Origin of the sequence: Caballeronia zhejiangensis, from assembly GCF_022879815.1 — a bacterium.
Taxonomy (GTDB): Bacteria; Pseudomonadota; Gammaproteobacteria; order Burkholderiales; family Burkholderiaceae; genus Caballeronia; species Caballeronia zhejiangensis.
In genome coordinates this window covers 269,457-287,474 of sequence record NZ_CP084286.1, presented here as the reverse complement: position 1 = coordinate 287,474, position 18,018 = coordinate 269,457, and the positions used below count along the sequence as shown (strand labels likewise).

At 63.6% G+C, this 18,018-nt stretch carries 15 protein-coding genes; 13 read left to right on the top strand and 2 right to left on the bottom strand.

The window, feature by feature from the left end:
* Positions 1-11: 11 nt before the first annotated feature.
* Both LDZ23_RS27485 and LDZ23_RS27480 read left to right on the top strand, forming a co-directional pair.
* The gene (locus LDZ23_RS27485) at positions 12-1,967 is read left to right on the top strand and encodes a multifunctional alkene reductase/demethylase OYE (protein ID WP_008347002.1); all 1,956 of its coding nucleotides are present in this window, start codon (positions 12-14) and stop codon (positions 1,965-1,967) included.
* 51 nt (positions 1,968-2,018) lie between these two features.
* A complete protein-coding gene (locus LDZ23_RS27480; RefSeq protein WP_008347001.1) occupies positions 2,019-3,596 on the top strand; it encodes an ABC transporter substrate-binding protein in 1,578 nt (525 codons plus the stop codon).
* Between the two features lie 7 nt (positions 3,597-3,603).
* Here LDZ23_RS27480 and LDZ23_RS27475 read toward each other — a convergent pair whose 3' ends face one another.
* Positions 3,604-4,476, bottom strand: a complete 873-nt coding sequence (locus LDZ23_RS27475; RefSeq protein WP_008346999.1) for a GNAT family N-acetyltransferase — start codon at positions 4,474-4,476, stop codon at positions 3,604-3,606.
* A gap of 244 nt (positions 4,477-4,720) precedes the next feature.
* Here LDZ23_RS27475 and LDZ23_RS27470 point away from each other — a divergent pair, with 244 nt between their 5' ends.
* From LDZ23_RS27470 to LDZ23_RS27420, 11 genes are all read left to right on the top strand, one after another.
* On the top strand, positions 4,721-6,199 hold the full coding sequence (locus tag LDZ23_RS27470; protein WP_034470214.1) for an aldehyde dehydrogenase family protein: 1,479 nt from the start codon (positions 4,721-4,723) through the stop codon (positions 6,197-6,199).
* Between the two features lie 176 nt (positions 6,200-6,375).
* Positions 6,376-7,044 carry a haloacid dehalogenase type II gene (locus LDZ23_RS27465; RefSeq protein ID WP_008346995.1) on the top strand — a complete coding sequence of 223 codons (669 nt, stop codon included), beginning with the start codon at positions 6,376-6,378 and terminating at the stop codon, positions 7,042-7,044.
* A 28-nt stretch (positions 7,045-7,072) separates the two neighbouring features.
* A complete protein-coding gene (locus LDZ23_RS27460) occupies positions 7,073-8,347 on the top strand; it encodes an NAD(P)/FAD-dependent oxidoreductase (RefSeq protein WP_008346993.1) in 1,275 nt (424 codons plus the stop codon).
* Positions 8,348-8,427: 80 nt separating this feature from the next.
* Positions 8,428-10,050 carry an ABC transporter substrate-binding protein gene (locus LDZ23_RS27455; RefSeq protein ID WP_008346991.1) on the top strand — a complete coding sequence of 541 codons (1,623 nt, stop codon included), beginning with the start codon at positions 8,428-8,430 and terminating at the stop codon, positions 10,048-10,050.
* An 80-nt stretch (positions 10,051-10,130) separates the two neighbouring features.
* The gene (locus LDZ23_RS27450) at positions 10,131-11,087 is read left to right on the top strand and encodes an ABC transporter permease (protein WP_008346990.1); all 957 of its coding nucleotides are present in this window, start codon (positions 10,131-10,133) and stop codon (positions 11,085-11,087) included.
* Positions 11,084-12,016, top strand: coding sequence for an ABC transporter permease (locus tag LDZ23_RS27445; RefSeq protein ID WP_008346989.1), 933 nt, complete (start codon positions 11,084-11,086; stop codon positions 12,014-12,016). Before LDZ23_RS27450 ends, LDZ23_RS27445 begins: the two co-directional genes overlap by 4 nt.
* Positions 12,013-13,860: an ABC transporter ATP-binding protein gene (locus LDZ23_RS27440; protein WP_008346987.1), complete on the top strand. Its 1,848-nt coding sequence runs from the start codon at positions 12,013-12,015 to the stop codon at positions 13,858-13,860. Before LDZ23_RS27445 ends, LDZ23_RS27440 begins: the two co-directional genes overlap by 4 nt.
* The gene (locus tag LDZ23_RS27435; protein ID WP_008346985.1) at positions 13,857-14,171 is read left to right on the top strand and encodes a (2Fe-2S)-binding protein; all 315 of its coding nucleotides are present in this window, start codon (positions 13,857-13,859) and stop codon (positions 14,169-14,171) included. The genes LDZ23_RS27440 and LDZ23_RS27435 overlap by 4 nt, the downstream gene beginning before the upstream one ends.
* Positions 14,156-15,544 (top strand): FAD/NAD(P)-dependent oxidoreductase, encoded by a 1,389-nt coding sequence (locus LDZ23_RS27430; RefSeq protein ID WP_008346983.1) that lies wholly within the window; start codon positions 14,156-14,158, stop codon positions 15,542-15,544. Before LDZ23_RS27435 ends, LDZ23_RS27430 begins: the two co-directional genes overlap by 16 nt.
* Positions 15,541-16,710: an NAD(P)/FAD-dependent oxidoreductase gene (locus tag LDZ23_RS27425; RefSeq protein WP_244808304.1), complete on the top strand. Its 1,170-nt coding sequence runs from the start codon at positions 15,541-15,543 to the stop codon at positions 16,708-16,710. The genes LDZ23_RS27430 and LDZ23_RS27425 overlap by 4 nt, the downstream gene beginning before the upstream one ends.
* Complete coding sequence (locus LDZ23_RS27420) at positions 16,707-17,123, top strand: helix-turn-helix domain-containing protein (RefSeq protein WP_008346981.1); 417 nt, start codon at positions 16,707-16,709, stop codon at positions 17,121-17,123. Before LDZ23_RS27425 ends, LDZ23_RS27420 begins: the two co-directional genes overlap by 4 nt.
* Here LDZ23_RS27420 and LDZ23_RS27415 read toward each other — a convergent pair.
* Complete coding sequence (locus LDZ23_RS27415) at positions 17,037-18,008, bottom strand: LysR family transcriptional regulator (RefSeq protein WP_008346980.1); 972 nt, start codon at positions 18,006-18,008, stop codon at positions 17,037-17,039. The two genes, LDZ23_RS27420 and LDZ23_RS27415, sit on opposite strands and share 87 nt — an antisense overlap.
* Positions 18,009-18,018 lie beyond the last annotated feature (10 nt).

Genomic DNA, 18,018 nt, shown 5'->3' with positions numbered 1-18,018 from the left:
GAAACCGTGTGATGAGCACGAGTCACGCGAGCCGTCTCACGCGTGATGAATTCCCTCAGGAGGTTTATCAACGGTATCACGAGGAAAAGGCGAAAGGGGGTATCGCGCTGACGATGTTCGGCGGCTCGTCGAACGTCAGTCTCGACAGTCCCAATACGTTCCAGCAGATCAACGTCTCGACCGATGCCGTGGTGCCGCATCTGCGGCGCTTTTCCGATCGCGTCCATACGCACGGCGCAGCGCTCATGTGCCAGATCACACATCTCGGGCGGCGCGGCGATGCATACACGGAACCGTGGCTGCCGATGATCGCGCCATCGGCCGTGCGCGAAACGCTGCATCGGGCGATGCCGCAGGCTATCCACGATGCCGACATCAAACGCGTGATCCGCGACTTCGGCCTTGCGGCGAAGCGCTGCCGCGATGGCGGTCTGGACGGCATCGAAACGCATGCGGGCGGGCATCTCATCGGCCAGTTCATGGACCCGACCGTGAACCTGCGCACCGATAAATACGGCGGTTCGACGGCGAATCGCGTGCGCTTCGCAATCGAGGTTCACGAAGAAATACGCAAGCAGGTGGGCGACGATTTCATCGTCGGCTTTCGCTTCGCGCTCGAAGACGGATGCAGCTTCGAGGAAGGGCTGGAGATGTCGCGCATCCTGCAGAGCACGGGTCTGTTCGATTTCTTCAACGTCACGTTCGGGCGCATGGACACGAAGATGTCGCTCGCGGTCAACTCGATGCCGGGCATGTTCGTGCCGTCTGCACCGTGGCTGCCCAAAGCGGCCGCGTTCAAGCGCGCGGTCGATCTGCCCGTCTTCCACGCAGCGAAGATCGCCGATCTCGCCACGGCGCGTTATGCGATACGCGAAGGTCTGCTCGACATGGTCGGCATGACGCGCGCGCATATCGCGGAGCCGCATCTCGTGAAGCTCGTCGAAGCAGGCAAGGAGGATGAAGCGAGGCCGTGCGTCGGCGCATCGTTCTGCCGCAACTTTCGCGCGACGTGCATTCATAACCCGGCGACGTCGCGCGAGACGTATCTCACGCATGACATACCGGAGGCCGAGCAGAAGAAGCGCGTGCTCATCGTCGGCGCGGGACCTGCGGGCCTCGAAGCCGCGCGCATCTGCGCGACGCGCGGCCATGACGTCACCGTGCTCGAGGCGAACTCGGAGGCGGGCGGACAGACGTTGCTCGCGGCGACGGGAAGCTGGCGGCGCGATCTTATCGGCATCGTCGACTGGCGCGTGGCGCAACTCGACAAGCTCGCTGTCGATGTGCGCTACAACCACTACGCCGAGTTGAGCGACGTGCTCGATCATGGCGCGGATGTGGTCATCGTCGCGACGGGCGGCCTGCCGAATCTCGATGCGTTGCCGGGCGGCGAGCTCTGCAAGTCCGTCTTCGATGCGCTCACCGAAACGCCGCCGCGCGAAGGCAGCGTGCTCGTCTACGACGGCACGGGCCGGCATAACGCGTATCTCTGCGCCGAGCGTTATGTCGATGCGGGCCTTGCTGTATCGCTCGCGCTCATCGACAGCGTGCCCGCGCAGGAAACCGGCGGACGCGGCGACGATCAGGTCTGGATGCGCAATATCGCGCGCTGGGATGTGCCGGTCCGCACGAACATCGAATTGATCGAAGTGAGCGCGACCGATGGCGGCAGGCGCCGCGCCGTGTTCCGTCATCATCTGACGAACGAGCTCGTCGAGATGGAAGCGGATCATGTCGTGGTCGAGCGCGGCATGCTCGCGGTCGAGGATCTCTTCGAAGCGGCGCGCATGTATTCGGCCAATGACGGCTACACCGATCTCGAAGCATTCGCGACAGGCAAGCCGCAACCCGAAGCGAAGGAACGCGAGGAAGGACAGTTCCACTTGTACCGCATCGGCGATGCCAGCGCGTCGCGCGATATCCATACGGCCATCTATGACGCCTATCGGCTTTGCATGGCGCTGTGAAGGCAGGTTGCATCTCATCCGTTGAAACGACAATGAACGAGCGAGGCTCACATGACATTGCCGAAGGACTTCGTAGTTGCCGATCCGAGCCGCCGCAAGGCGATCAAAACGCTTGCCGCGGCGGGTGCGGCGACGCTGATCTTGCCGGGCGCATCGTCGCTTGCATTCGCCGCGAACGAGCCCGCGCCGCAACGCGGCGGACGCATCCGCGTGGCGCTCGCGAATCAGTCGTTGATGGACTCGCTCGATCCCGCGAAGGGAACGCATACCGGCGATTACGCTCGCGCGTACATGTTCTATAGCGGCCTCACCGAACTCGACGCCGACTTCAAGACGCAGAACGCGCTCGCGGAGAAGCTCGAATCGGACGACTTCACGACATGGACCGTCACACTGCGGCCCAACGTGCATTTCCACGACGGCAAGCCGCTGACATCCGACGATGTCGTGTTCTCGTTGATGCGCCACAAGGACCCGGCGACCGGCTCGAAAGCGAAATCGATAGCGGATGGCATCAGCTCGGTGAAGGCGGCGGGACCGTTGAAAGTCGAGATCACGCTGACCGAGCCGAACGTCGATCTTCCCGCGCTGCTCGCGATTCCGCATCTCGTGATTGTCGCCGCGAACACGACCGATTTTTCGAAGGGCAACGGCACGGGACCGTTCACATGCAAGGAGTTCACGCCGGCGCAACGCTGCATCGGCGCGCGCAATGCGAACTTCTGGAAGCCGGGGCGTCCGTATCTGGATGAAGTGGAGATCATCGGCATCGGCGATGATGCAGCGCGCACCAATGCGCTGCTCGCGGGCGATGTGCAGCTCATCTCGCCACTGCCCGCGCGCGATGTCGACCGCGTGAAGCAGACCGGCAAGGTGACCGTGCTCGAAAGTCCGTCGCAACTCTATTCCGATCTCGCGCTGCGGCAGGACATGCTGCCGACGAAGAGCGCGGACTTCAACGAAGGCATCAAGTATCTGCATGATCGCCAGCGCATCGTGAACGTGATGTTGCGCGGACACGGCACGCTCGCGAACGATCATCCGGTGCCCGAGTGGCATCCATACTTCATGAAGGGATTGCCTCAGCGCACGTTCGATCCGGACAAGGCGCAGTTCCACTTCAAGAAGGCCGGCACGCCGGGCGCGCGTGCGGAGATCATCGCGCCGCCATCCGTCGAGACCGCGCTCGATTCCGCGATGCTGATCCAGCAGGCGGCGAAACAGGCGGGCGTCGACATCAACGTGCGCCGCGTGCCCGCCGATGGTTACTGGACGACCTACTGGATGAAGTATCCGATGACCTACGGCTCGATCCTGCCGCGCCCGACGCTCGATCTGCTGTACACGCAGTTCTTTCGCTCGAACGCGAACTGGAACGAGTCCGGCTGGAAGAACGAGCAGTTCGATCAACTGTTGATACAGGCGCGCCGCGAACGCGACGAAGCGAAGCGCAAGCAGATGTACGGCGACATGCAGACCATCGTCTACGAGAAGAACAGTCTCGTGATTCCGGCCTTCATCAACTTCATCGACGCGCAAAGCTCGAACTTGCGCGGCTTGAAGGGGACGCCGTCAGGACGCGTGATGGGCTATCGGTTCGCGGAGTTCGCGTGGCTCGCGAAGGCGTGACGATCGATTACCACACGGCCTGGCTCGTCAGCGCAAATTGCGTGAACGTCGCATCGGTGGATGGCTTGCCGTTGAGCGCCATCTGCTCGATGGTATCGACGAGCGGCAGGCCGAGTCCTTCCAGCCACGAGGAAAGGCCGTAACGCAAGGGCGTATCGATGCGCACGAACATGCCCGCGTTCAGCGCGAGCCAATAGCTGATCAGCGCTTTGGCGCGGCTCTGGTCCGCCGACTCGGGCGCGACGACCGGGCCGATCACGTGACCATCGCCGAAACGTCGGAAGAGCGCGAAGCCGATCAGTTCGCCATCGCGATCGAGTGCGATGCCGCTCGCGACATCGAGCAATTGCGGCATGAGTTCCGTGCGATCCAGCCCGCTTGCGCGCGATGCCAGCGCGGCAAGACGCGGCGTATCCTTCGCGCCGATCGGACGGAGCCGTTCGCCCGGCGGCAGCGAAACGAGCGGCGGCTGAAAGGCCGCGCCCTGATGTTGATGAATGGTGTCGATGGTTTCGAAGCCGCGTTCCACGCAAAGCGGCTTGCCTTCGTTCGATGCGTGGATCAGCAGCATGCGCGGACCGAGCTTCGCACGCAGGCGGTCGAGCAGTCCGCGCCCGATGCCGCGCCGCTGATGTTCCGGCGACACGATGAACATGCCGAGCGTCGCCGCATCCGCGCCGAACTGAAACGCGAGCGCCGTACCGACGAGCGCACCGTTCTGATCGACCGCCGCGAAGCCGCTGCCGATACGCGCCGCGAAACGCCAATCGTCCGCGCGATGCCGCCATTTCACGGACGCGGACAACGCGTGCGCTGCAGGAAGGTCGTCGAGCGTGAAAGCCCGGTATTCGACCACTTCGTTATTGTTCGAGTCAGGCACGCGGCCTCCTCAGTTTGAAGACATTTACCGTGACTTTGACACCGCGCAGCGCGCATGGCTAGGACGATCTTCCTGTCCCGGACGGCGCGAGATTCCGCCGCGTGGTGCAACGCAAAACCGCAGGTTATCGCGGCAAGAACGCGCGCGCTGTGCTGAATCGGCAATTTTGTCGGCGAAATATGCCGGCGCGCTGGCCCTACGATGGAGTCATGTCAACGCAACATGCCGAGGAGGACTCACGCATATGGACCGGTTCGATCCTGCCAGCATCGTCATCAGAAGCGGGCACTTCATCGGCGGCGAACTGATCGATGCGGGCGCGTCGCGTATCGAGGTAACGCGTCCGTCGGATGGCGTCGCGTATGCCTCGGTGCCCGTCGCCGATGACGCGATGATCGACTACGCGGTGCAGAACGCCTACAGCGCGTTCAAGAAGAGCGACTGGGCCCGCCGCGCACCACGCGAGCGCGCACGCGTGCTGCGCAAGTTCGCCGATCTCGTCGCTGCCGACGCTGCGAATCTCGCGCCGCTCGAAGCGATCGGCTCGACGCGGCCGGTGCGCGACGCATACAACTGGGACGTGCCGTTCACCGCCGAGAGCATCCGCTTCTATGCGGAGCTTGCCGACAAGATCGGCGGCGATGTTGCGGCAACGGATCATCGACATCTCGGCATGACGATCGCGGAGCCGTATGGCGTGATCGGCGCGATTGCTCCGTGGAACTTTCCGCTCGTGATGGGCATATGGAAGACCGCGCCCGCGCTCGCGGCGGGCAACGCGGTCGTGCTGAAGCCTTCGGAGATGACGCCGTTCAGCGCGTTGCGTCTCGCCGAGCTCGCGCTCGAAGCGGGCGTGCCGCCGGGCATCTTCAACGTCGTTCAGGGCGATGGCCGCACCACCGGCGATGCGCTCGTGCGTCATCCCCGCATCGGCAAAGTGACGTTCACCGGATCGACGCACACCGGCGCCGCGATCATGGCCGCATGCGCGCAAAGCGGCACGAAGCCGGTCACGCTGGAACTGGGCGGCAAGAGCCCGCAGATCGTGTTCGCCGACGCACCGCGCATCGATGAGGTCGCACGTCGCATCGCGGGCGCCATCACGGGGAATGCGGGGCAAGTGTGCGTCGCGGGATCGAGGCTGCTCGTGCAGCGCGGCATCGCCGAAGAACTGACGGATCGCATCGCGCAAGCATTCGGCGAACTGAAAGCGGGCGCGACCTGGGCCGCGGGCACGACCTTGCCGCCGATCATTTCGGAGCCGCAGGCGCAGCGCATCGATGCGATCGTTCAGCGCAGCATCGCGAACGGCGCGACCGTGCGTTGCGGCGGAAAGCGTGCCGATGCCGCGACGCCCGGCGCGTTCTATTCGCCAACGTTGCTGTGCGACGTCACGCAGGAGAGCGACGCCGTGCGCAATGAAATCTTCGGCCCGGTGCTCACCGTGCAGTCGTTCGACACCGAAGAAGAAGCGTTGGAACTCGCAGCGCATCCGGACTACGGCCTTGCTGCGGGCGTGCATACCGCGGACATCGGTCGCGCGTTGCGCATGGTACGCGGCATCGAAGCGGGCACGGTATGGGTGAATCGCTATGGACGTACCAGCGATTTCGTGATTCCGACGGGCGGCTACAAGCGCTCGGGCATTGGCAAGGATCTCGGACGGCAGGCTTACGAAGCGAATCTGCGCTTCAAGAGCGTGCTCATCGATACGGAAGTCTGAAGCGCACGATCGTTCCAAACGTGCGCCGCATTTTCTGCTGTGGCGACGCCTCAAAACGCATGACTTGTATCGTCGCGAGGCACGCATTCAACGCCATCAGTCATTTTTGCCTTGTTTAAATTTTATCGACACTTCGCTGTTTCTTGTTTCAACCAACACACGACAGGACTGACATCATGATCGATTTCGAGCCGAAGTACATCACGTTCGACTGCTACGGCACGCTGACGAAATTCCGCATGGCCGACATGACCCGCGAGATGTACGCAGACCGCCTGCAGGGCGACGACCTCGAACAATTCGTCAAGTTCTTCGCGGGCTATCGCCGCGACGAAGTGCTCGGCGCGTGGAAGCCGTATCGCGACGTGATCGTCAATTCGGTGCGCCGCGCGTGCGAGCGCATGAACGTCGAATTCAACGAAGCCGAAGCCGAAAAATACTACCTCGCCGTGCCGACGTGGGGCCCGCATCCGGATGTGCCGGAAGGTCTCTCGCGTCTCGCGAAGAAGTACAAGCTCGTGATTCTGTCGAACGCATCGGACGATCAGATTCAGAGCAACGTCGACAAGCTCGGCGCGCCGTTTCATCGCGTGTTCACGGCGCAGCAGGCGCAGTCGTACAAGCCGCGCATGCAGGGCTTCGAGTACATGTTCGACCAATTGAACTGCAATCCGGAAGACGTGCTGCATGTGTCGTCGAGCCTGCGCTACGACCTGATGACCGCGCACGACATGGGCATCAAGCACAAGGCGTTCGTGAAGCGCGGCCACGAGCCGGGCACGCCGTACTACGAGTATTACGAAGTGGACACCATCGGCGATCTCGCCGGTCAACTCGGTCTGTAATCGAAGCCACTTCACGCGAGCAATGCCGATGAAACTCGACTCCTACTGGCTCGATACCGCGCCTTCGATCATCTCGACGTGCGAAGGCCCGGCGGATGGCCAGGCCGATGTCGCCGTGATCGGCGGCGGGTTCACCGGTTTGTCGGCGGCGCTCGCGTTGGCGAAGCGCGGCGCGTCGGTCGTCGTGCTCGATGCCGGGCGCATAGGCGGCGGCGCGTCGGGACGCAACGGCGGTCAATGCAATACGGGCGTCGCGCAGGATTATGCGGCGCTGCGCTCGCAACTCGGCGCGGAGCGCGCGCAAGGCTGTTATCGCGCGTATGCGGCGGCGGTGAGCACGGTCGAACGTTTGATCCGCGAAGAAAACATCGATTGCGACTATCTCGCGTCGGGCAAGCTGAAGCTCGCCGCGAAGCCGCATCATCTCGACCATATCGCGACGACCGCCGAGTTGATCCGGCGCGAAGTCGATCCGGATATCGATGTGCTCGATCGCGAGCAGGTCCGCAATGAAGTGCAGTCCGATGCCTTTCACGGCGGGCTGTTGCAACGTCACGGCGGACAGATGCATATGGGCAAGTTCGCCGTCGGCCTCGCGAATGCAGCGGCGAGGCAAGGCGCGCGTCTCTATGAGCACGCTGAAGTCACGGCGATCGCGAAGGAAGGCGGCGCCTATCGAATCGATTCGAAGCGCGGCACGTTGCGCGCAAGGCAAGTGCTGATCGCGACAGGGCCTTCGAAGCATGGACCGTTCGCGTGGTATCGGCGCAGGCTTGCACCGGTCGGCTCGTTCATCATCGTGACGGAGCCGCTGCCAGCGGAACAACTGAAGCAACTGTTGCCGCAGCGCCGCTCGTACACGACGAGCCGCCTGATGCACAACTATTTTCGCGTGACGCCCGATTCACGTTTGCTGCTCGGCGGCCGCGCGCGCTTCACCGCGTCGGAACGTCCATCGGACGCGAAGAGCGGACGCATTCTGCAGGCGAATCTCGCAGCTATTTTCCCGAGTCTCGCCAGTGCGCGCATCGACTATTGCTGGGGCGGTCTCGTCGATATCACCGCGGATCGCCTGCCACGCGCGGGCCAGCACGATGGCATCTATTTCTCGATGGGCTACAGCGGCCACGGCACGCAGATGTCGACGCACATGGGCCAGATCATGGCCGACGTGATGAACGGCAACGCCGATGCGAACCCGTGGCGCGATTTCGACTGGCCCGCGATTCCGGGCCATACGGGCAAGCCGTGGTTCCTGCCGCTCGTCGGCGCGTATTACTCGATCAAAGACGTTTTCTATTGAAGCATCGAAAGCAAAGACAGACGGCCTTCATCCAATAACCAAGCCGTCGAACATTCACAGTCCCTATCGCGGAGAAGTTCATGAGCATCGACAAATCGCCTGAAGCACTCGTTCACGCCGATGCCGGCAAACGCCTGGAAGAACTGACGCGCCGTGGCGCGTCCCGGCGCAATGTCCTTCGCGCGATGGCCGCGGGCGGACTCATGTCAATGACGGGCGCGGGTCTGCTCACCGCGAGCGGCGCGGCTTTCGCGCAGGACAAGCCGAAGCAGGGCGGACGCATTCGCGTGGCGACGCAGTCGTCGTCAGCCGCCGATACGCTCGATCCGGCGAAGGGCGCGCTCGGCACGGACTACGCGCGCGGCTTCATGTTCTACAGCGGCCTGACCGAACTCGACAATCATCTCGGCGCGAAGATGGCGCTCGCCGAATCGCTCGAAACGAAAGACGCGACCGTGTGGGTCGTGAAGCTGCGCAGCGGCGTGCAGTTCCACGATGGCAAATCGCTCGCGCCGCAGGACGTCATCTATTCGCTGATGCGCCATAAGGATCCGGCGGTCGGCTCGAAGGCGAAGACGCTCGCCGATCAGTTCAAGGAAATCAAGGCGACCGGCCCGAACGAGCTCACGATCACGCTGACGGGCGCGAACGCGGACCTGCCCGTGATTCTCGCGGACTCGCACTTCCTCATCATCAAGGACGGCACGACGGACTTCAAGACGGCGGTCGGCACGGGCCCGTTCAAGCTGAAGGAGTTCTCGCCGGGCGTGCGTACCGTCGGCGTGCGCAACGAGAAGTACTGGAAGCCGGGCATGCCGCATCTGGACGAAGTGGAGCTGATCGGCATCGCGGACGAACCCGCGCGCGTGAACGCGCTGATGTCCGGCGACGTGCAGCTCATCAATGCAGTGAGCGCGCGCTCGACCGAGCGGATCAAGGGCACGCCGGGCTTCGCGGTGCTGGAAACGAAGACGGGCCAGTACACCGATCTCATCATGCGCGACGATGGCGGCATCACCGGCAATGCGGATTTCCGCCGCGGCATGATGTACCTGATGGATCGCGAGCAGATGCGCAAGACGATCTTCCGCGGCTATGGCGCGATCGGCAACGATCAGCCTATCGATCCGAGCAACAAGTACTACATGTCGGGTCTGCCGCAACGCGGCTTCGATCCGGACAAAGCGAAGTTCCACTTCCAGAAGGCGAAGCTCGGCAGCACGCCGATCCAACTGTACGCATCGCCGGCGGCGGAAGGTTCCGTGGAGATGGCCGTGCTGATGCAGCAGGTCGCGCCGCAAGCGGGCATCAATCTGCAAGTGACGCGCGTGCCGGCGGATGGTTACTGGTCGAATCACTGGATGAAGCATCCGCTCGGCTTCGGCAACATCAACGCGCGCCCGAGTGCGGACGTGATCTTCACGCAGTTCTTCAAATCCGATGCGCCATGGAACGAAGCGAACTGGAAGAGCCCGCAGTTCGACCAGATGCTCGTCGCCGCGCGTGGCGAACCGGACGATGCGAAGCGCAAGAAGATTTACGGCGACATGCAGGAGCTCGTGCATACGGACGGCGGCATCGGCATTCCGATGTTCCAGAGTTCGCTCGACGCGCATACGACGAAGCTGAAGGGCTTGGGCGGCATTCCGCTCGCGGGCCTGATGGGCTGGATGTTCGCGGAGAACGTGTGGCTCGAGGCATGAGCATGCTTTGAAGCGGGATGTGCGCCATCTTCCGATGGCGCGCGCAGTCAAACCTTCAACGAGAGAGAGGCGTTTATCCGATGAAAGCTCATGCGCAACGACTCGTCGCCGCGCGCCTCGGCCTCGCGCTGCTCACGCTGCTGATCGTGTCGATGGTGGTGTTCGGCATCACCGGTCTCTTGCCCGGCGATGCCGCGCAACAGGCGCTCGGTCAGGCGGCGACGCCCGAACAGGTGGCGGCGCTGCGGCATCAGTTCGGCCTCGATCAGCCTGCCGTCACGCGTTATCTGCAATGGCTTCTGCATGTGGTGACGGGCAACTTCGGCACGTCGCTGTCGAACAATCTGCCGGTCAGTGAACTCATCTCGACGCGTCTGCCGAATTCGCTCGTGCTCGCGGGGTTGACCGCGCTGGTGTCGGTGCCGATCGCGTTGTTCATCGGCATTCTCTCGGCGATGTATCGCGGCTCGCTCGTCGATCGCGTGCTCAACGTGCTCACGCTTTCGACGGTGGCGGTGCCCGAGTTTCTGGTCGCGACCATCGCGGTGCTGATCTTCGCGGTGAAGCTGCGCTGGCTGCCGGCGTTGTCGTATCTGTCGGATGTATCGTCTTTCGGCGCGCTGGTGCGGACCTATGCGATGCCAGTGATGACGCTCTGCTGCGTGATCGTCGCGCAGATGGCGCGGATGACGCGCGCGGCGGTGCTCGATCAGCTCAACGCTTCGTATGTGGAGATGGCGGTCCTGAAAGGCGCCTCGCCCATGCGCGTCGTGTTGCGGCATGTGTTGCCGAACACCATCGGGCCGATTGCAAATGCGGTTGCGCTCTCGCTCTCGTATCTGTTCGGCGGCGTGGTGATCGTCGAATCGATCTTCAACTATCCCGGTCTCGCGAGCCTCATGGTCGACGCCGTCACCAATCGCGACATGCCGCTCGTGCAGGGCTGCGTGATGGTGTTCTGCGCGGCTTATCTCGCGCTCGTGCTCATCGCCGATCTGGCTCAGATCGTCTCCAACCCGAGGCTGCGTCAACGATGAATCGGAACGTCACTTCTCACGCCACGACCGTGCTATACGATCAGCCGCCCGCCGATGCCCCGCAGGAGCAAGCGCCCGTCGTCGTCAGGCGCGGCCTCATGAGCCGCCTCGTCAACCGCTTTTCGGTGCTGGGTCTCATCGGTCTGTTCATCGTCGTGTTCTGGCTCGTGATCGCGTTCGTCGGGCCGGTTGTCGCGCCTTATAAAGGCGGCGCGTTCACATCGACGGAAGTGTTCGGCTCGTATAGTGCGGCACATCTGCTCGGCACCGACTATCTCGGCCGCGACATGCTGAGCCGCATTCTTTACGGCACGCAGTACACGGTCGGCCTCGCGCTCGCCGCGACGGTGGCCGCGAGCGTCATCGGCACGTTCTTCGGTCTCGTGGCCGCCGTGTCGGGACGCTGGGTCGATGAAGTGCTGAGCCGCCTGTTCGATGCGCTCATTTCGATCCCGAGCAAGATTCTTGCGCTCGTCGTGATTGCCGCATTCGGCTCGTCCATTCCGATGCTGATGATGGTCGCCGCACTCGCCTATATCCCCGGTGCCTTCCGCATCTCGCGCTCCCTCGCGGTGAACATCATGACGCTCGAATACGTGCAGGTCGCGAAGGCGCGCGGCGAGAAGCTCTTCTATATCGCACGCGTCGAAGTGCTGCCCAACATGATTCACCCGATGCTCGCGGACTTCGGCCTGCGCTTCGTGTTCATCGTGCTGCTGCTTTCGGGCCTGAGCTTTCTCGGTCTCGGCGTGCAGCCGCCGAACGCGGACTGGGGCTCGCTCGTGCGCGAGAACATCGGCGGGCTGGCGGAAGGCGCGCCCGCGGTGCTGATGCCGGCAGTCGCGATCGCGACGCTGACTGTAGGCGTGAATCTGCTCATCGACAGTTTGCGTCGTCATGGCGCGCGTTCGCATGGAGGCGGCCAATGACATCGAACACAGGCACGAACATGATCGAAGTGAAAGGCTTGCGCGTCGTTGCTGGCGCGGCGCCGGATCCCGTCGTCGAGATCGTGAAGGGCGTCGACTTCACGGTGAAGAAGGGCGAAGTGCTCGCGCTGATCGGCGAGTCGGGATCGGGCAAGACGACCATCGCGCTCGCGCTGCTCGGTCATGCGCGCGGTGGTTGTTCTATCGCGGGCGGCTCGGTGAAGATCGGCGATACCGATGTGTTGTCGCTCGACGCGAAGGGCCGTCGCGCATTGCGTTCGCGCACCGTCGCGTATGTCGCGCAGAGCGCATCGGCGGGCTTCAATCCGGCGCGCACGATCATGGATCAGGTCACGGAACCCGCGCTGCTGCACAAACTCATGACGCCCGCTGTCGCGCGTGAGAAAGCGATCAGCCTGTTTCGTTCGCTCGCGTTGCCGAATCCCGAGACCATCGGCGATCGTTATCCGCATCAGGTGTCTGGCGGCCAGTTGCAGCGCTTGATGGCGGCAATGGCGCTGATCACCGATCCCGCCGTCGTCGTGTTCGATGAACCGACCACCGCGCTCGACGTGACCACGCAGATCGAAGTGCTCGCCGCATTCAAGGGCGTGGTGCGCGAGCTGGGCACGACGGCCGTGTATGTGTCGCACGATCTCGCGGTCGTCGCGCAGATGGCGGATCGCATCGTCGTGTTGAACGGTGGACGCGTGCGCGAGAACGGCGCGACCGCGCAAGTGCTCGACGCGCCGGCCGACGAGTACACGCGCCAGTTGCTCGCGGCAACGCGCCGTCCCGAAGTGGAACGCGCAACGCCCGACGATGCGCGCAAAGTCCCGCTGCTCGAAATCCGCAATCTGAGCGCGGGCTATGGACGCATAGATGCGAACGGCGTGCCCGCCGTGCGCGTGCTCGATGATGTGAGCCTGAAGATCGCGCGCGGCAGCACGCTTGGCGTGATCGGCGAATCGGGCTCGGGAAAGACGACGCTCGCGCGCGTGATCGCGGGTCTCGTCGATCGCGCGCACGGCGACGTGCTGCTCGACGGCGAATCGTTGCCAGCGAAACTATCGGAACGCACGCTGGATCAATATCGTCGCGTGCAGATCGTGTTTCAGAACGCCGATACCGCGTTGAACCCGAGCCGCACCATTGCCGATATTCTCGCGCGGCCCATGAACTTCTATCACGGTCTGCGGGGCGCGGCCGCGCAAAAGCGCATGCTGGAGCTGCTCGATCTCGTGAAGCTGCCTGCATCGATCGCGAAGCGTCAGCCGGGCGGCCTGTCGGGAGGGCAGAAGCAGCGTGTGAATCTTGCACGCGCGCTCGCGGCGAATCCCGAGCTCATTCTCTGCGATGAAGTGACGTCCGCGCTCGATACGGTCGTCGGCGCGGCGATTCTCGATCTGCTCGCCGAGCTGCGTCGCGAACTGAATGTGTCGTACATGTTCATCAGCCACGACATCTCGACCGTGCGCGCCATCTGCGATGAAGTCATCGTGCTGTATGCGGGCCAGTGCGTCGAAGCGGGCCAGCGCGATGCGCTTTCGCATCCGCCGTATCACCCTTATACGGGCTTGCTCGTCGATTCGGTTCCTGCGTTGCGTCCCGGCTGGCTCGATTCACGTCGTGCGATGGCGCTCGGCGCATTGCCCGCGCTCGGTCCGGAAAGCGATGCGCCCGAGTTGTGCAGCTTCCGTTCGCGCTGTGCGGCGCGCATCGACGGCAAGTGCAACGTGACGCCGCCCGCGAAGAAGACTTTGCCTTCGGGCGCGCACATCCTGTGTCATCACAGCGCCGACGATCTCGCGCGCATGCAGTCGATGGAAACGGTGACGGCATGAGCGGACGCTTCGTGAGAGTCGCCGAGAAAGGACGCAGGACGTTCGAGATCGTCATCGACGGCAAGCGCGCGCTCGCAGCCGAAGGCGACACGCTGATGGTCGCGCTGCTCACATCGCAGGAAGCATTGCGCGACTCCGAGTTCGGCGATGGCCGCCGCGCGGGCTTCTGCGTAATGGGCGCATGCCAGGACTGCTGGGTGTGGACCGCTAACGGCGAGCGCGTGCGCGCGTGCACGACGCAGGCGGCCGAAGGCATGTCGATCGTCACGCGTCTTGCAGAAGCGCAGGAGGGCGTATGGCCGCGACTGTGATCGTGATCGGCGCAGGACCGGCCGGCGTGCGTGCGGCGCAGGCGCTCGTCGAAGCGGGCTTGCGTCCCGTCGTTATCGATGAAGGCAGACGCGACGGCGGGCAGATCTATCGTCGTCAGCCGGAAGGATTCAAGCGCACGTACGAGACCTTGTACGGTACGGAAGCAGCGCGCGCGCGTGCATTGCACGATGCGTTCGATGCGTTGCGCCCGAAGATCGACTACGTGCCCGATACGCTCGTCTGGAACATCGAGCCGAATGCACTGCACACGGTGAGCGGCACGCGTCATCGCAAGCTCGCGTTCGATGCGCTCATCATTTGCAGCGGCGCGACCGATAGGCTAATGCCCGTTCCCGGCTGGCATCACGCGGGCGCGTATAGCCTCGGCGGCGCGCAGGTCGCGCTCAAATCGCAGGGCTGCGCGATCGGTTCGCGCGTCGTGATGATGGGCACCGGTCCGTTGCTCTATCTCGTCGCCGCGCAATACGTGAAGGCGGGCGCGACAGTAAGTGCGGTGCTCGATACATCGACGTTCGCGCAACGTCTGCGCGCGTTGCCGCAACTGCTCGCGATTCCATCGGCGTTAAGGAAGGGCGTCGCGTTGATGCGCGTGCTGAAAGATGCGCGCGTGCCGGTTCATCGCGGCATCACGCCGGTCGAGATTCGAGGCACGCCCGAGCATGGCGTGCAAGGCGTGCGCGTCAGGCAAGCCGATGGCGCGATGCTGCAAGTCGGATGCGATGCCGTCGCGCTCGGCTATCACTTGCGCCCTGAAACACAGCTAGCCGATCTCGCGGGCTGCGAGTTCCGCTTCGATCAGGCGTTGCAACAGTGGCTTCCCATCGCCGATGTGGATGGCCGCAGCAACGTGAAAGGCATCTATCTTGCCGGCGATGGCGCGCGCGTGCGCGGCGCGGATGCCGCCGAGCGCGCGGGACGTCTTGCGGCGCTCGCGGCGTTGAAGGACATCGGCATGACGTGCAGCGAAGACGAAGCCAACAAGTTGCGCTTGCAACTAAATCGCTTCACGCGTTTTGCTTCCGGCTTGCGCACCGCGTTTCCGTGGCCCGCGCGCTTTGCCGCCGCCTTGCCGGATGAAACCATCGTGTGCCGATGTGAAGCGATAACGGCAGGCGACCTGAGGCGCGTCGTGAACGACATGGGCGCAAAGGAAGCGAATCGCGCGAAGGCTTTTTCGCGCGTCGGCATGGGCCGGTGCCAAGGCCGCTTCTGCGCACATGCGGGCGCGGAAGTCATTGCAGCCGAAGCACGCGTGCCGCTGGAAGCGGTCGGCCGCTTGCGCGGGCAAGCACCGGTGAAACCTCTGCCCATGGCGCTCGCGCCGCACAAGGATCTGGAGACCAGCGAATGAACGAGCGCGCCGATGTGATCGTGATCGGCGGGGGCATCGTCGGCACGACGACCGCTTTCTTTTTGCGCCGTCGCAAGCGTTCCGTGATCCTGCTCGAACGCGGCTTGACCGGACAACAGGCGAGCGGCGTGAACTTCGGCGGCGTGCGTCGCCAAGGCCGCGCGCTGGAGCAACTCGCAATGTCGAATCGCGCGCTGCAAACGTGGCGGCGTTCCCGCGAACTGCTCGGCGAAGATGTCGAGTTCTTGCCATCGGGGCATACCCGCGTGTGCTATCACGCGCATGACGCGGAATACTTTCATCGCTATGCCGCCGATGCGCGCGCTTACGACCTCGATCTAGAAGTGCTCGAAGGCGCGGCCATGTTCGAGCGCTTTCCTTTTCTGGGCCGCGACGTGATCGCCGCATCCATCTCGCCGCTCGACGGCCACGCGAATCCGCGTCTTGCCGCGCCCGCGTTCGGGCGTGCCGCCGCGCGGCTCGGCGCGCGCGTCGTCGAGAACACGGAAGTGGTGCGCGTAGAAAAGGAAGCGGGCGGCTTTTGCGTGGAAAGCGCGGCGGGCGATGTGTATCGGGCGGAGCAAGTGCTGATTTGCGCGGGCGCGTGGGCCAATACGCTATCGACGCAATTCGGCGAACCCGTGCCGCTCGTCGCGCGCGGCCCGCAAATGGCGGTGACCGAACCCGTGCCTTACGTGTTCAAGGCTTCGATGGGCGTGTACACGTCGATCAAGGAAGAGAGCGTTTATTTCCGGCAAGTGGAGCGGGGCAATATCGTGCTCGGGGGCGGACCGCCCGGACCCGCGGACGCAGACACGCGACGCGCTTCGGTCCTGGCCGAGAACACCGTCGCGCAACTGGCGCAGTTCCGTCGCATGGTGCCCGCGATGCGCCCGCTGCATGTGATTCGCGTGTGGAGCGGCGTGGAAAGCTATCTGCCGGATTCGGAGCCGGTGATCGGTCCGAGTTCGAGAGCCGATGGCCTGTTCTACGCGTTCGGCTTCAGCGGATCGGGCTTTCAGATCGGACCGGGCGTGGGCGAGACGCTTGCCGAATTGCTCGATGCGGGCAGCACGCCGATCGATCTTTCTTCGTTTTCCATCAGACGATTTCAGCGCGCTTCGTTGACGCACGCGCAATCGCTTACTTCCGAGACTTCGCCATGAGCCAAGCCAATCTGGTCGACGCGCTCGCCTACATCGAATCCAATTTCGACAAGACCGTGAGCCTCGCGCAACTCGCGGATCTTTCGGCGCTGAGCGTGTCGCGCTTCGCGACCGTGTTTCGCGAGCAATTCGGACTTTCGCCGTACAAGTACCTGTGCGAGTTGCGCGTGCGGCGCGCGCAGACGTTATTGCTCGCGGGCGTGCCAGGATCGGTCGTCGCGACGGAAGTGGGCTTCTTCGATCAGAGTCATCTGGCGCGGCATTTCAAGCGCCTGTGCGGCATGACGCCGAGCGCGTTCGTCGAGCGCGCGCGCAGAAAAGCGCGCTCAGCCGAGCTCGATGCCGGTCTGGGCAAGCGCGTCACGCAAGCCCAGCCGCGGGTATTTGCTTTCGACGGAGCGCATGTCGCTTAGCGCTTCCTGGATGATCCATTCGCGCACGCTGGCGACGATGGGCCGCATCGACTTGTTCGGCGGCGTGAGCAGACAGCAACGCCGGCTCGTGACCACCAGTTCTTCTTCGGCAGGCACGAGCGCGCCTTGCGCGAGCCAGTGCGACGTCACGTTGAGCCATCCGAGCGCGATGCCTTGTCCGAGCAACGCCGCCTGCACGACGATCGCGTAATCGTTGAAACGCAACATGCCCGCTGCATGGCGCTCCTTTGAAGCGAACGCATGAAAACGCTCGTGCCAGCCGCGTTCTTCATCGTCCATCACGATGACGGTATCGCCATGCGCGCGCGCCGCATCGGTCTCTGCGAGTTCGTGATAACGCGGATTGCAAAGCGGCAAGAGCATCTCGGGCATCACGAGCACCGCGTGCTCGTCGATCTCTTCGTCGTGAACAAAGCGCATGCCGAGATCGACATCGACGAGCGGCCCGCCGATGCGCCCCGATATCAATTGAAACCGCAGATCGACCGATGGAAACGCCTGATTCAGACGGCTCATGCGCGGCATGAGCCAATGCGTGGTGAAGCCGGTCGATACGGAAAGCGTGACGGTCTCGATGCCCGTCGCGCGCGCCTCGATTTCGCGGATCGCACTTTCGATGCCGCTGAAGCCTTCGGAAATCTTGCGATAAAGAATCTCGCCGCTCTCCGTGAGTTCGATGCCGCCGCGCACGCGCTCGAAAAGCCGCACGCCGATATGGTCCTCCATGCGCGCGAGCATGCGGCTCACCGCGGGCTGACTCACATAAAGCTCCTGCGCGGCGCGCGTGAAATTACCGCAGCGCGCGGCCGCTTCGAATACGAAAAGCGCATTGGCGCTCGGCAGTTTCTTGCGAAGGTTTGGCATGACTTCATGT